The organism is Neorhizobium sp. T25_27 (genome assembly GCF_002968565.1).
GTDB classification, from domain to species: Bacteria; Pseudomonadota; Alphaproteobacteria; order Rhizobiales; family Rhizobiaceae; genus Neorhizobium; species Neorhizobium tomejilense.
On the sequence record NZ_PVBJ01000007.1, the window covers coordinates 1 to 14,706 of the forward strand.

A 14,706-nucleotide genomic window follows, 5' to 3' on the forward strand; every position below is an offset into this window, starting at 1 on the left:
GGCTTGCCGCGGAAGTCGGCATGAGCCCGTCGAGCCTGCACGAGCATTTTCGCGCCGTGACGGCGATGACGCCGCTGCAGTTTCAGAAGCAGCTCAGGCTGCAGGACGCGCGCAGCCTGATGCTGGTTCAGGACATCGACGTCACGACCGCCGCCTTCCAAGTGGGTTACGAAAGCCCGTCGCAGTTCACTCGCGAATATCGCCGCCACTTTGGAGAACCGCCGGCGCGCGACATAGCCCGCTTGCGCGCTTCGCCGGGCTTGGCAGTGGTAGCTTAAGTTCAGCTTGAGAGAAGTCGGCGTCGTGACGTTTATTAAAATATTCAGAGGGTGACCGACGAGAACGCGTTCGAAAGGACGCGCTATCGTTTTTCCTGATGCCATAAGCTGCCGGCTCCCTTTCGGCCCCATTGCGGAATCGCGCCCTGCGTGCGGTTACTTCGCCCATTTAGAAACCCCATTTCTAAGCTCATGCAAGCAACGGCGTCTAACTCCGTGTGGATTCGAAGCGTATCGTTGTTGCTGCACCGGACGATCATCCAGGAGATTGGGTCGGAGGTAAGCGGTCATCGCCATGCAGGACGCAACCCCATCCCTTCGACGTCGCACTCTTCATTCAAGAGGAACAAGCATGATGAACATTGTGGTTTCTGTTGCTGCCTTTTCACTGGTCCTACTGTCGACGACGGCCGCTGGCGCTGCAGAAGGAGATGCCGCCTTAGGGCAAAAAGCGTTTCAGCGCTGTTCCGCCTGCCATTCGACCACCGACCAAATGAAGGCGGGGCCCGGCCTCGGTGGGGTTGTTGGGCGTACCGCAGGTACGATGGAGGGCGTCCGCTATTCGGTGGCCATGAAAGCATCAGGGCTGGTGTGGGACGAAGCGATGCTGGACCGGTTCCTTGCAGCGCCCCGTGATGTCGTGCCGAAGACCACAATGACCGCTAGCGTGCCCAACCCTGAGGATCGGCAGAATATCATCGCCTACCTGAAGTCCCTGACCCAGTAGTGGCGATCGGCCAACCGAGCTGTTTCGCGCCCCGACCGAGCCCTCACGTGATTGTCCGCACGTTCGCTCGCATTCAGAAGCAGCGTTTCTAACCACATGCGGTCTCAGCAAGCTAATCCGCCACCGACGGACGGGTTATCGTCGGGCATCGGCGCCCCTGCCCGCAACACCCTTTTTGCGACTGGTTCTGTCCGCCAGAGCTTCATTCATATGAACCATAGGAGCACCGACCACCCATGATCACACTGAATATCAATGGCAGCCAGCACGAGGTCGATGCCGACCCGGAGATGCCGATCCTTTGGGTCCTGCGTGACACGCTCGGCCTGACCGGCACCAAGTTCGGTTGCGGCGCAGCGCTCTGCGGCGCATGCACGGTCCACCTCGACGGCGAAGCCGTTCGCTCCTGCAGTACACCCCTCTCGGCTGCCCAGGGCGCGAAAATCACCACTATCGAAAAGGTGACTGACGGCACCGATCGGATCGGCGCCGCCGTCCATGCGGCTTGGGTGAAGAACGATGTGGCCCAATGCGGCTACTGTCAAAGCGGTCAGATCATGAGCGCCACTGCGTTTCTCGCATCCCTGCCAAAGGGCACGCAGCCGACCATCGGTGAGATCGATGCTGCAATGGAAGGCAACATCTGTCGCTGCGGAACTTATGTCCGCATCCGCGCGGCAATCGCCGACGCCGCTAGCACTCTCGTCTGAGGAGACGCCATATGTTGCCGAACATCGATTACAGCGAATTACCGCGCGCCCTGCAGCACATGCTGGAAAAAGGACGCTCAACAATTGTCCCGGCAATGCCGCGCCGGAGCTTCCTGAAAATGACGGGAGCCTTCGGTTTGGCTGTCGGCGTTTTCCCTCACTTGGCCGCCGCGCAGGCCACTGACGCAGTTAACGCGGGTCTCAAGCCGACGGAACAGCCCTCTGCTTTCGTTCAGATAGCGACCAATGGCGAAGTGACGGTCACGATCAATCGGTTAGAGTTCGGCCAAGGTGTCCAGACGGCATTGCCGATGATCCTGGCGGAAGAGCTCGATGCGGACTGGAGTCTTGTGCGAAGCCAACTCGGTACCAATGATGCGGCCTACGTCGATCCGCTCTTCGGCATGCACCTTACCGGCGGTTCGAACACCATCAAGAACAGCTTTACGCAGTATCGCGAACTGGGTGCGCGCGTCCGCGCCATGCTCCTTGCTGCGGCGGCGGCTCGCTGGAGCGTTGACGTCGTCACGCTGCGGACCGAGGCAGGCGCGGTCCTCGCCTCCAATGGCCGCAAGCTCGGTTATGGAGAGCTTGCGGAGGCAGCTATGGCCCTGCCAGTGCCCCAGAAGATAGCATTGAAGGACCCGACGGATTTCCGCATCATTGGCAAGCCCACTCAGCGTCTGGACGCGCAGGCCAAGAGCAGTGGCCAGCAGAGTTTTGGCATCGACTTCAGGTTACCGGGACAATTGACGGCCGTTGTCGCTCGCCCGCCGGTGTTCGGCGCTAAGATTGCCTCCCTGGACGACAGTGCAGCACGCGCAGTAAAAGGCGTAAGAGCTGTTTTGCGGATCCCGTTGGATCGCGGCGCCGAGGGTGTGACGGTCATTGCCGACGGGTACTGGCAGGCCAGCCAGGGTCGTGATGCTCTCAAGGTGGAATGGGACACATCGGCTGTTGAAAAAGTCGATAGCGAAAAGCAGCTTGCTCAATTTCGCGAGATTGCGACTAACCTTGGCCCGCGCCTTTTCGATACAGACATGGCGCCATTGGAAACGGCACCGCTCACCCTGGATGCCGAGTTCGTGTTCCCGTATCTTGCTCACGCGGCGATGGAACCCCTGAACTGTACCGTCAGGCTTTCGAACGATCGCGCCGAGATCTGGATGGGCAGCCAAAGTGCCGGGCTCGATGCCGGCGTTGCCGCAAACGTGCTTGGGCTCAAGCCGGAACAGGTCGTGGTGAATGTGCTCACATCGGGAGGCGGCTTTGGTCGGCGCTTCTCGAGCAGCAGCGACACGGCAATGGAGGCCTGTCAGATAGCCAAGGCCGCCAAGGCAGCGGGAATCGACGCACCGGTGCGCATGCTCTGGAGCCGCGAGGACGATATGAAGGGCGGTTACTATCGCCCGACGCACCTTCATCGCGCCCGCATCGGCTTTGACAAGCAGGGCAACGTGCTCGCCTGGGATCACACCATCGTCGGTCAGTCCATCCTCACGGGAACGGTGTTCGAGCAATTCCAGGTTAAGAACGGCATCGATGCCGCGACAACCGAGGGGATGCGGAGCCCCTATCCGCTTCCCATGCGTCTGACGGTCCATCATCCTGTTGCCAACGTACCGGTTCTTTGGTGGCGCAGCGTTGGCTCCACGCATACGGCTTTCGTGATGGAGACCTTGCTTGACGATATAGCGCGAGCCACCGACCAGGACCCGGTCGCCTACCGTATGAGGATGTTCGGCGAGGAGCATATTCGTCATCGCGATGCGCTTCAGCTCGCGGTAGATAAGAGCGGTTACGGTAGCAAGACCTTGGCGGAAGGCAGGGCCTGGGGCGTTGCCGTGCATGAATCCTTTTCATCCGTGGTGGCATACGTGGTCGAAGCCTCCGTCGTCGATGGGCAGCCGAAGCTGCATCGCGTCACCGCCGGTGTTCACTGCAATCTGGCCGTCAACCCCCGGACGGTGGAAGCACAGGTGCAGGGAGCGGCGATCATGGGTCTTTCAGCCTGCCTTCCTGGCTCTGAAATCACGCTCAAGGACGGTGTAGTGGAGCAAGGCAACTTCAGCGAATACACGGTGGCAAGGATCACTGACGTGCCCGAGTTCGATGTCCATATCGTACCAAGTGCCGAGGCCCCGACAGGCATGGGCGAACCCGGTTTGCCGCCCTTGGCACCAGCGTTCGCCAATGCCATCTCGCGTTTGACAGGCAAGCCGGTGCGGCAGATGCCTTTCAACATCGCTTAGACGGACATGAGCGGGTCCTGTGCGCCACATAGTAAAGAGCATCGCACAGGACCAAGACGCGCTACAGCCCAACCCACGCTAGCCTTTGAAACGAAGTGCTTCGACGAATAGAGCAAACGCCGCCGTATGCTGGCGTCTGCTTGGATAATAGAGGTGATAGCCAGGAAACGGCGGACACCAGTCTTCCAGGACCCGGATCAGCCTGCCGTCTGCGACATGTTTAGAGACCTGGTCTTCGAAGGTATAGGCAAGCGCCAGTCCGTCCAAAGCAGCGGCTTCAAGCATGAGTCCATCGTTCAAAATGAGCGGCCCGTTCATCCTGACTTGGAGTTCTTCTCCGTCGCGCTCGAACTCCCATGCATAGAGTCCGCCTCCAGTGGTCTGCCGATAGCTTACTCCGCGGTGTTCCCCCAGTTCGCGGGGCGTTTGAGGGATTCTGTGGTTGGCAAAGTATGATGGCGATCCGACGACTGCCATGCGCAGGTCAGGGCCGATCTTCACCGCCACCATGTCCTTCTGGACCTGTTCGCCGACCCGGATGCCTGCGTCGAACCGGTCCGCCACGATATCGGTGAGGCCCTCGTCGAGGATGATTTCCATTTCGATATCGGGGTATTCCGCCAGGAACTTTGCAACGACGGGCCACAGTACGCTTATCGCGGCATACCGAAACGTCGTGATGCGGATCTTACCCGCAGGCTTGTCACGAAGTGCGGTGACGGCTGCGATCTCGCTTTCGATGTGATCGAACGCCGGACGGAGGTTTCTGAGCATGCGTTGCCCGGCGTCCGTCAGCGAGAGGCTTCGGGTGGTGCGAGAGATCAGCCGCACCCCCAGCTTCTGCTCCAGCATTCTGACTGAATAACTGACAGCGGATTGGGAAAGCCCCAGTTTGGCGGCGGCGCGAGTGAAACTGCCGGCCTCGGCGACAGCGATGAAAGCTGCAAGTTCGCTGAAATCACCGTGTCTCATTTATCAATCCCATTTCTGACTTCATGCCGATTATAGCGACTAATCAACAATTGTCTTCATCGCTATCTGTCGTTCCACAGTTCCCGACATTCTTCGAACCGACAATCAAGGAAACTATCATGAGCAAAGTGTGGATGATCACTGGGGCCGGGCGAGGCATGGGCCTCGATTTTGCCAAGGCGGTACTTGCCGCTGGCGACAAGCTCGTCGCGACTGGCCGCAATCGCGAACGCGTCGCCAAGGCGATCGGTCAATCGGAAAACTTGCTGGTTGTTACGTTGGACGTGACCAAGCCGGCGGATGCCGACGTCGCGGTTAAGGCCGCAGTTGAATACTTCGGCCGCATCGACATTCTGGTCAACAATGCCGCGAATTTCTATGCTGGCCATTTCGAGGAGTTGACGCCGGCCCAGATCGACCTGCAGTTGGCGAGTAGCCTTATCGGCCCGATGAGCGTCACCCGTGCTGTCCTGCCGCAAATGCGCAAGCAGAGATCCGGCAAGATCATCTCGATCTCGTCCACGGCCAGTTTGCTCGGCTTTGAATTTTGCAGCGCTTACGCCGCGTCGAAGTTCGCCCTCGATGGCTGGATGGAATCGCTGCAGGGGGAAGTGGCCCCGTTCAGGATCGAAACGATGATCGTCAATCCGGGCTTCTTCCGGACCGAGCTTCTGACCGACGAATCCACACAATACGCTCCGATATCCATCAGCGACTACGACGAACGGCGCGACGAGCACCTGGCCTTCTGGAAATCCGCCAACGGACAACAGAGCGGTGATCCCGCAAAACTCGCTCAAGCCTTGATCACCCTGGTGAACCAGGCGGAGTTGCCCCGCCGATTCATCGCGGGTGCCGACGCAGTCGGTATGGTGGAACAGAAAATTGCGCTGCTGCAACAGCAGATCGAAGCCCACCGGGAGCTATCGGTTTCACTGGGGTTTGAAGCCGAGGCCTAGGTCTTCTTCGGCAGTGCACCGACCCACACCCGCGCCGCCGAGGTCCGATGACTACCTGCCGCCGATCGGCATTCACCCAGCGCTGAGCGATCATTCGAATTCAGAAATGCCACTTCTAAAGCTATGCAGATATTCCCGCCTAATCGGATGATCCAGTGAATCCTATTCTTCAAGCCGTCAACATGAGCCGCAAAGACGAGGGCACTGCTTGCCTCGTCACACCGACGTTTCGGTAGACGACGCCCTCTTGGTCGCGGTCAATCTGGAGACTGATCATGGAAAAAAAGCAAAGACATCAGGCGATCGAGCTGAATATCGGCCGCCGAGATTTTGTGGTTGGGGCGACCATTACCGGAGCAACCTTGCCGCTGGTACCAATGGCCTGGGCCGCATCGTCGGATAAGCCAACCACACAGGCAGGATCGACCATGAAAACGCGCAAACTCGGAAATATGGAGGTGTCGGAAATCGGCGCCGGCGCCATGAGCATCAGCGGCACCTACGGTCCGCCGGCCGACATCGCCCAGGGTATCCAACTTTTGCGTACCGCCCATGACAAGGGCGTGACCTTCTTTGACACGGCCGAAGTTTACGGGCCATTCATAAACGAAGAGTTGCTGGGTGAAGCCTTGGCTCCCATCCGCGACGAGGTGAAGATCGCGACTAAATTCGGCTTCGCCCTCGACGGGACCACCGCGCGGGACAGCCGGCCGGAACGCATCAAGCGGGTTGCTGAAGCATCGCTGAAGCGCCTCAAGACCGATCGCATCGACCTCTTCTATCAGCATCGCGTCGACAGGAACGTGCCAATCGAGGACGTGGCAGGCGCCGTCAAGGACCTGATCCAGGAAGGCAAGGTGCTGCATTTCGGCTTGTCCGAACCGAGCCCCAGGACGATCCGGCGAGCCCATGCGGTTCAGGCGGTAACGGCAGTGCAGACGGAATACTCGATGATGGAGCGCGGGCCCGAGACGAATGGTGTCCTGGCGACGTGTGAGGAACTCGGAATTGGCTTCGTGCCGTGGGGCCCGCTCGGGATGGGGTATTTGACCGGCAGGATCGATAGCAACACCAAGTTCGACCCGAAAACGGACCTTCGCGCGAATTTTGAACGCTTTACCGCGGAAAACATGGCAGCGAATATGCCGATCATCACCTTCCTGAGCCAGTTCGCGGCGAAAAAGGGGGTATCGCCTTCGGCTGTCGCGCTGGCATGGCTGAGAGCACAGAAGCCTTTTATCGTGCCGATACCTGGCACCCGCAACATTGAACACCTGAATGAAAATCTCGACGCGCTCCGTGTTGAGTTGACGCCTGCAGATCTCGTCGAGATCGACGCCGTGCTCTCCACCATCACGGTGCATGGCGGGCGCATGAGCCCGATGTACATGGAATCGGTAGACGTCGACGCCTGACCTTCCCAAACGACGGGCGCCCACAGCGGCGCCCGTTGACATTTGCCTGGGCCGCGATCGGCCGCATTCCTGCATCCAAAAAGGATCCCCATGCCTTCGTTCCGCCCCGCCCTTGTCGCCCTTTTTGGGGCCGCTCTGCTCCTAGCGCCGAACCTCGCCGCCACGGCCGCCACCGCGCTACCTTCCCGAAAGATTTCAAGCAGATGGTTATGTATGGAGATTACAGGCGTGGCTCAGGTGGCGAGCTGGCCTATGCCCTGAAGGAAACGATCGACATCGCGAAGGCTGGCCAGCCGTTACCGCCGGGCACCAGGCTTGTACTGGAGATTTATGACGACGGTGCTCTAACCAGCTATTTCGTCATGGAGAAGGGCGTGGATTGGGGCCTAGAGGTCGACGAGGAGAAGCGCACCGGTGATTGGCATTTCCAGCAGTTCGATATTAACGGCGAGGTCAACCGCGCGGCCATCGCTGACCGATGCGAGTCCTGCCATCAATCCGCGGCCAACAACGACTTCATGTTCACCGTTAACAGGATGCGGGACTATCTTCCGTGATATCCTCGCTTCTTACTCGCTTGGGAGTGGTTTTCGTTGCGGGCGGCTTGTTGATGGTCGCCCTGGCTTACGATTGGCTCGGAAACGCAATGCACGAGATCGCGGGAACGGTCATGTTCGCGCTTCTGATCGTCCACAACACATTCAACCGCCGTTGGTACGCGAGAGCTGCGAAGACCCGCCGAAACCTCCGTGTTTCAGCCGACATCGTTGTTGTATTCTTTCTAGCGGCCACGACGATCGTGCTTCTGATGACGAGCTTGATGATCTCTCGCAGCCTGTTCGACTTTCTGCCATTCGGTGGGGGATCCAGCACCCGGCAAATCCACGGGCTCGCCGCATACTGGTCGCTTCTCATCGTTTCAATCCACGTCGGCATGCGATGGTCAAAGATAATGGGTGTGACAAGCAGATTATTTGGGTTCGTCGAAAGGAGTGCAGTTAGGACCGCCATCCTCCAGATGACCGCCCTCGCAATCGCCGGCTATGGAATCAATAGTTTCTTTGTCCTCGGCCTCCGGTCGAGGCTGAAGGCTGAGATCACAATGGATTTCTGGGGTTTCAGCCAGGCACCACTCGAATTTTTTGTCCATCTGGGCTCGATCATCGGACTATTTGCATGTGCCACGCACTACACTATGACGGTGCTGAACATCTGGTCAAAGTCTCGAAGCTGGCGCGCATCGTGATTGTGACTTAGTGTATCATGGCTGCAATGGACCAATCCTAGCCTAAGCGCGCAGCACCCTAACGTCAGCTTTTGCGTTGCGTGTCCTAGCAGCGGACGGTCTGCCGTCGGCCCCAAATCGGTCATTCCATCCAGGCCGAGCCGATGTCCGCTACTGGAGACGTAGCGCTTTTGTAAAACAGGGTCCTGCAAAGGGGACCAGTTCCAACCGTACATTTGCCGACTGATCGAATACGCTAACCGCTATTCCGCTCAAGCGTTTCAAGGTGCTCTGTGCACACGTCTTTGACCAACTCGAGCAGCAGGCTGGTCCGCTCTCCCAGCCACGAGAGCGCCTCCTCGTTGATCTCGTAGTGCTTTGAGTACCGCGCCTTCACGTAGGCTTCATTCAGCGTATTGAACCAGGCCCGTTCGCGATGCTGGTCGCGCGGAAAGGCATCGGCCAGCCGCCGGTCCTGTTCCTCGGCGAGAGAGCGCAGGAACTTGATGTTGTGGGAAGGCGGCCCGTAGTTCGTGAGCGTCAGTAGGACGCAGGAGTAGGCTTGCTCGAGCGACTGGTGGAGAAGAAATGCTGCCAAGCGGGTATTCTTCAGGTCTAAGTAGTAGCCAACGCCTTGAGCAAAGGATCGGGCCAACTCAAATCGTTCAGAGAAGTGGTTCCTACCAATACGCAACCGATCTTCCGGCGACAGCGGTTGCGGCTCCGCCAGCGGCTCGTCATCCAGTTCATAAAGGACGATGCCTTCCTTGCGAATGTCGGAGAAGAAATACTGCCCCTCCTTCAGGTAGGTGTTCACCTCGCGCCTGGAATGGACGATGAAGCTCACCGGCGTTTCGATCGACGTATCGCGGATCAGCCGGTCGGCAGCCTTGTACCAGTAGTCGGCGAACTCGCACAGCCTGCGGTCGTTGACGATGATCAGCAGATCGAAGTCTGACCGATAGCCTTTCATGGTGAACGGCTCGTCGACCCATCCGCCCTTGGCATAGGAGCCGAACAGGATGACCTTCAGGATCCGGCCGCGCTTCTTGAAGTCGGCCGTGCCCTCCTTCAGCGCGTCCTCGAATTCTTCGTGGAGGATCTCCAGAACCTGGGCCAGTTCGCGTTGTTTGCGCGGTGGCATGTGATCGAGGGATGACTTCATCATGGACGGCGATGATCCTCAGAAAGGACAGGAGCTGCACTTGCAATACGAATGGTTGCGTCGTTTGCTTCTACACACACGGCACGGCGCACGGAAGAAGGGATCGGCAAAGAAGACAGGGTCAGGCGGTAGGCTTTCATCGCCCCCTGCGCATGATCGAACATCCGTTTAAATTCCGGGTCGACCATAATAGCGCAGCTTGCCCGCCCTTGCGGGCCGTTCTCCCTGTAACGTAAGGTTTGAGCAAGGTGAGGCGCGGACCGATGTCATTCGAGCGGCAGGATCAGGACGTCGCGGGCCGGCACCTCGATCATGCCGCCGTCATGGGCGTGTCCGATCGGCCAGGCCGCCTTTCCAGTAGCGAGCCGGCCATGGCCTTCGGCGAGCTTGACCTCGGTCAACTGCGCCGCGCGGGTCGGGTTGACGAGCCAGAGGAAGCTGCCTTTTTCGCTCTTATGGATACGCGCGAACAGCGCCTTGTTCGACGAGGTCGCATGCGGCGCGCAGCGGCTCCAGCGCAGCAATTCGGCGAAGAAGGCGCCGTTCGTCTTGCCCTGCGACTTGTAATAGGCGACCGATGGATTGGTGCCGATCAGCAGCGTCCGGCCCTTGCCATAAGTGTTCTCGACCACGGCAAGTCGTCCGTCGTCGAAATTGCCGCGCGCGGTGCCACCGGCAAGCACATAGGATTGCAGGAAACCGCCGCCATCCACCGCCGCCCAATCCAGCTTGAAATGGATGCGGTCGCCGACATCCGGCATGAACTCGACCTGGTCCTCGCGAGCGCCGAAAACCTTGTCGAGGCCCATGTTCGGCTGCACCTGGCCGACATGGCCACGGTCGCCGAAATAACCGGGGCAGGCCTCGGCGATCAGCGTTCCGCCATTTTCCACCCAGGCGGCGAGGCGTTTTGCCTGCTCGGCAGTGAACATGATCGGATAGGGGAAATAGAGACGATCATAGGCGTCGATATCGTCGATATGGACCCAGTCCGGCTGGACGCCGGTTTCGAGGAAGGCGCGATAGGCCCCCCACATCGCTTCCGGATAGGGTTTTTCCTTGCGGTCGTAGTTCAGCAGGTAATCCCATTCCTGAGTCTCCGGAACCACCAGGATGCCGATTTCGCCGCGCACCGGCTTCGCCTCCCAAAGGGCGGCCTGCGCCGGGTCGTTCGCCCATTTCGCCATGTCGCTCTGCATCTTCGAGCGTGGTGTGCGGGCGCCGTCCATCCCATAGGCGCCGAAGGCACCGAAGAGCGGCCCGTCGAGCAGCGGCCGCCAGCGCAGGTTCAGCACCCCGCGGGCACCGCCCGCAAACGAGGTCATGCTCCACAGGCGGATATCCTCGGGCTCGGCGACGCGGCCGTCATCCTTGTCGCGGCCGATCACCTGCGGCTGCAGCCAGAGCGGTCCGCCCTGCCGCTCGGCATGCCAGAAGGGTTTGCCACGCGCCGCGGCGCGGTTGATATCGACGCCGTACCAGTTCTTCCAGGCTTCCGACCCCTTGCGCGCCTGGATCCAGGTGAACCCGTAGATCTCGACCTTGGAGGCGGCCAGCCAGTCGTCGCAGCCGTTCGCCGCCATGTTGGGGATGGCGCCGGAAATGCCGTGGGCGGCGATGGTGTTCTTCGGGTCGACGGCGCGGATGGTGTCGATGCGCCATTGCATCTGGTCGTAGAAATTGTCGCGCTTGAACTGCAGCCAGTCGATGCACTCCGGATAGGGCGCCATGTGGACCGGCGGCTCGACGTCCTCCCATTCGGCATAGCTGTAGCGATGCCAGGCCTTGGCGAGCACTTTCAGCGTGCCGTATTTCTTCTCCAGCCATGTGCGGAAGGCCGACTTGGTATAGCTGCTGTAATCGACATCGGCGGAATAGTTGCACTCGTTCCAGACGTCGTAGCCGTAGATCGCCGGATGGTCCTTGTAGCGGGTGGCGAGTGCCGTCAGGAACCGGCCGGCCGCTTCCTTGACTTCTGGGCAGTTGAGCGTCAGTGCGCCCGCACCGCCGCCATTGTTGGAAAAGCCGCCGGTCGCCGCCGAGACGCCCATATAGGAGCCGAGCCTGGTGCCGTCGGCATTGACCTGCAGCGCATCGGCATATTTGCGCACCGCCCAGTCGGGCACGGCGTGGATCAGTTCGGCGATGACCGTCTTGATGCCGTTCTGGGCGGCGAGATCCATCTGCTGGTCGTATTCCTCCCAGTCGTAGACGCCGGGCGCGGTTTCGATCGCGCTCCACATGAACCAGTGGCGGAAGATGTTGAGGCCGTCTTCGCCCGCCGTCGCATAGTCGCGCTCCCAGTCTTCGCGGGGCGGATTGGACTTGCGGAAATAGACGGCGCCGTAGGGGAATTGGATATCGTTTTTGAGCATGGTCCTGTCCTTCTTCATCGATGTTCGGACATGGCTCCGCCTTCCGGAGAAGGGCTCCGGTCTGGAAGTGGCGTCGGTGGTGTCCGTTTAGTTCCGAAAAGCATTGATCTTAGCGTGGCCCTCCGGGGAGATAGGGCTTCATCCACCCAAGGCCTTCGCTGGTGCCGGCCTTCGGCCTGTATTCGCAGCCGACCCAGCCGTCGTAACCGAGGTGGTCGAGTTCGCGGAGAATGAAATCGTAGTTGATCTCGCCGGTGCCCGGCTCGTTGCGACCGGGATTGTCGGCGATCTGTACATGGGCGATCTTCTCTTTCAGGCGGATGAAGGTGGGGATGAGGTCGCCTTGCATGATCTGCATGTGGTAGAAATCGTACTGGATGTAGAGATTGTCGGAGCCGACCTTGTCGAGGACGCGTTCCGCATGATCGGTCGTCGAGAGGAAAAATCCGGGAATGTCGCGCAGGTTGATCGGCTCGATCAGCAGCCTGACGCCGGCATCGGCGCAGCGCGGCGCGGCGTATTTCAGGTTGCCGACCAGCACCTCTTCCAGAACATCGACATCCGCATCCTTCGCCACGAGGCCGGAGATGACGTTCACCTGGCCGCAGCCGAGTGCCTCGGCATAGTCGAGCGCCAGAGCCACGCCGTCGCGGAATTCCTGGACGCGATCCGGCAGGCAGGCGATGCCGCGCTCGCCGCCGGCCCAGTCGCCCGAAGGCACGTTGAAAAGCGCCTGGACGAGGCCGCTTGCTTTCAATGCATCGACGACCTTCTCTTTCGGCTCGGCATAAGGGCCGAGATATTCGAGCCCGCCGAAACCGTCCTTCGCGGCAGCGGCGATGCGATCGAGGAAGGGCAGGTCCTGGTAGAGGAAGGAGAGATTGGCGGAGAATTTCGGCACTGGCACTGTCCTTCAGGAAACGGATGCGACGAAGCGGTGCCGGTGCAGCATGCGCTTGTCGCGGGGGTCGGGATTGGGAACGGCGGAAATCAGGCTCTTGGTATAGGCCTCCCGTGGCGCGGTGCAGATCTGCTCGGCCTCGCCGAGCTCGACGATCTTGCCGCGATGCATGACCGCGACACGATCGCAGAAATAGCGCACCACCGAAATGTCGTGCGAGATGAAGATGAAACTGAGGTTCAACCGCTGGCGGATGTCGAGCAGCAGGTCGAGGATCTGGCTGCGGATCGACACGTCGAGCGCCGAAGTCGCCTCGTCGGCGATGATGATGCGCGGATCGAGCGCCAGCGCCCGGGCAATGCCGATGCGTTGCCGCTGGCCGCCGGAAAATGCGTGCGGGTAACGTTCCATGCCCATCGGATCGAGCCCGACGAGCCGCATCAGTTCGGCGACGCGCTCTTCCAGCGCCTTGCCCTTGGCGAGACCGTTGATGATCAGCGGGTCGCCGATCACTTCCTTGACCGTCATGCGCGGGTTGAGCGAGGCGAACGGGTCCTGGAAGACGAGTCGCACTTCCCGGTGGAAATGGCGCAGCTCCTTCTTGGTCAGGCTGGTGACCTCGACTTCGCTGCCGTCCTTGTTGCGGTAGACGACGCTGCCTGTCGTCGGCTCGACGGTGCGCAGGATCAGCCGGCCGAGCGTCGTCTTGCCCGAGCCGCTTTCCCCGACGATGCCGAGGTTCTCACCGGGATAGAGATCGAAATTGGCGTCGTCGACGGCGCGCAGCGAATTGGTTTTTCCGTGCCAGCCGAAGGTCTTGCCGAGAGTGCGGACCGAAAGGATCGGCTGCCGCGGCTCCGACGACGCGGCCACCGCCGGCACCCTGCCTTCGACATGGCGGGTGAGCTTCACCGTCGAGGCGAGAAGCTGGCGCGTGTAGGGGTGCTGGGCGTCATGGTAGATCGCATCGACCGGGCCGCGCTCGACGATATGGCCGAAGCGCATGACGGCGACGTCATCCGCCACTTCGGCGACGATGCCCATGTCGTGGGTGATCAGCAGCATGGCCATGCCGCGCTCCACCTGCAGCCGCTTGATCAGGTCGAGGATTTCGGCCTGGGTGGTCACGTCGAGCGCCGTGGTCGGTTCGTCGGCGATCAGGATGTCGGGATTGCCGGCAAGCGCCATGGCGATCATCGCCCGCTGACGCATGCCGCCGGAAAATTCGAACGTGTAGCGGTCGGCCATCTGGTCCGGATTGGGGATTTCCACCTGGCGCAGCAATTCGACCGTTTTCGCCCGCGCGGCGCGCTTGTCGAGATTGCTGTGCAGGCGCACGGCTTCGGTGATCTGCGAGCCGATCGTATGGACCGGCGACAGCGAACTCATCGGTTCCTGGAAGATCAGGCCGATCCTGCGGCCGCGAATGGCGCGCATGGCTTGGCCATCCGGATCGAGCCTGGCGATATCCGGGAACTCGCCGGCGTTTCGCAAAAGGATGCGCCCGCCGACGATGCTGCCGGGCCTGTCGACGATCTGCAGCAGGGAACGGGCGGTGACGCTCTTGCCCGAACCGCTCTCGCCGACGAGGCAAAGCGTCTGGCCGCGCTTCAGCTCGAAACTCACATTCTCGACCGCATGCAGGATATGGGTCCGCAACCGGAAATCGATCGAGAGGTTTTCGACGGAGAGGACGGTGTCTTCGGCAGGACCGGTCATGGTTTCCT

At 60.4% G+C, this 14,706-nt stretch carries 14 protein-coding genes; 8 read left to right on the forward strand and 6 right to left on the reverse strand.

The window, feature by feature from the left end:
• From C5J24_RS19290 to C5J24_RS19305, 4 genes are all read left to right on the forward strand, one after another.
• Nucleotides 1–278 (forward strand): helix-turn-helix transcriptional regulator (locus C5J24_RS19290; RefSeq protein ID WP_172724056.1); only part of this gene is annotated, 278 nt, incomplete at its 5' end.
• A 352-nt stretch (nt 279–630) separates the two neighbouring features.
• A complete protein-coding gene (locus C5J24_RS19295) occupies nt 631–1,005 on the forward strand; it encodes a cytochrome c family protein (protein ID WP_046668539.1) in 375 nt (124 codons plus the stop codon).
• Between the two features lie 236 nt (nt 1,006–1,241).
• Entirely contained in the window at nt 1,242–1,715 is a 474-nt protein-coding gene (locus C5J24_RS19300; RefSeq protein ID WP_105420166.1) for a (2Fe-2S)-binding protein, read from the forward strand.
• 11 nt (nt 1,716–1,726) lie between these two features.
• Nucleotides 1,727–3,967, forward strand: coding sequence for a xanthine dehydrogenase family protein molybdopterin-binding subunit (locus tag C5J24_RS19305; protein ID WP_105420168.1), 2,241 nt, complete (start codon nt 1,727–1,729; stop codon nt 3,965–3,967).
• Between the two features lie 78 nt (nt 3,968–4,045).
• Here C5J24_RS19305 and C5J24_RS19310 read toward each other — a convergent pair whose 3' ends face one another.
• Entirely contained in the window at nt 4,046–4,939 is an 894-nt protein-coding gene (locus C5J24_RS19310; RefSeq protein WP_046668536.1) for a LysR family transcriptional regulator, read from the reverse strand.
• A gap of 119 nt (nt 4,940–5,058) precedes the next feature.
• Between C5J24_RS19310 and C5J24_RS19315 the strand changes: the two genes are divergently transcribed.
• The 4 genes from C5J24_RS19315 to C5J24_RS19330 all read left to right on the forward strand — a co-directional run bounded on the left by C5J24_RS19315 (nt 5,059) and on the right by C5J24_RS19330 (nt 8,559).
• The gene (locus C5J24_RS19315; protein ID WP_105420170.1) at nt 5,059–5,898 is read left to right on the forward strand and encodes an SDR family NAD(P)-dependent oxidoreductase; all 840 of its coding nucleotides are present in this window, start codon (nt 5,059–5,061) and stop codon (nt 5,896–5,898) included.
• A 428-nt stretch (nt 5,899–6,326) separates the two neighbouring features.
• Complete coding sequence (locus C5J24_RS19320; RefSeq protein WP_105420566.1) at nt 6,327–7,313, forward strand: aldo/keto reductase; 987 nt, start codon at nt 6,327–6,329, stop codon at nt 7,311–7,313.
• Between the two features lie 35 nt (nt 7,314–7,348).
• Nucleotides 7,349–7,870, forward strand: coding sequence for a cytochrome P460 family protein (locus C5J24_RS19325; protein ID WP_245446718.1), 522 nt, complete (start codon nt 7,349–7,351; stop codon nt 7,868–7,870).
• 89 nt (nt 7,871–7,959) lie between these two features.
• The gene (locus C5J24_RS19330) at nt 7,960–8,559 is read left to right on the forward strand and encodes a DUF4405 domain-containing protein (protein WP_172724057.1); all 600 of its coding nucleotides are present in this window, start codon (nt 7,960–7,962) and stop codon (nt 8,557–8,559) included.
• A gap of 235 nt (nt 8,560–8,794) precedes the next feature.
• On the opposite strand, the gene C5J24_RS19335 is transcribed toward C5J24_RS19330, so the two are convergent.
• The 5 genes from C5J24_RS19335 to C5J24_RS19350 all read right to left on the reverse strand — a co-directional run bounded on the left by C5J24_RS19335 (nt 8,795) and on the right by C5J24_RS19350 (nt 14,698).
• A complete protein-coding gene (locus C5J24_RS19335; RefSeq protein WP_342588836.1) occupies nt 8,795–9,706 on the reverse strand; it encodes a nucleotidyltransferase and HEPN domain-containing protein in 912 nt (303 codons plus the stop codon).
• Nucleotides 9,703–9,891: a hypothetical protein gene (locus C5J24_RS31965; protein WP_172724058.1), complete on the reverse strand. Its 189-nt coding sequence runs from the start codon at nt 9,889–9,891 to the stop codon at nt 9,703–9,705. The genes C5J24_RS19335 and C5J24_RS31965 overlap by 4 nt, the downstream gene beginning before the upstream one ends.
• Before the next feature lie 78 nt (nt 9,892–9,969).
• A complete protein-coding gene (locus tag C5J24_RS19340; protein ID WP_105420568.1) occupies nt 9,970–12,078 on the reverse strand; it encodes a beta-galactosidase in 2,109 nt (702 codons plus the stop codon).
• Between the two features lie 109 nt (nt 12,079–12,187).
• Nucleotides 12,188–12,979, reverse strand: a complete 792-nt coding sequence (otnI, locus tag C5J24_RS19345) for a 2-oxo-tetronate isomerase (protein ID WP_105420176.1) — start codon at nt 12,977–12,979, stop codon at nt 12,188–12,190.
• A gap of 12 nt (nt 12,980–12,991) precedes the next feature.
• The gene (locus C5J24_RS19350; protein WP_105420178.1) at nt 12,992–14,698 is read right to left on the reverse strand and encodes an ABC transporter ATP-binding protein; all 1,707 of its coding nucleotides are present in this window, start codon (nt 14,696–14,698) and stop codon (nt 12,992–12,994) included.
• Nucleotides 14,699–14,706 lie beyond the last annotated feature (8 nt).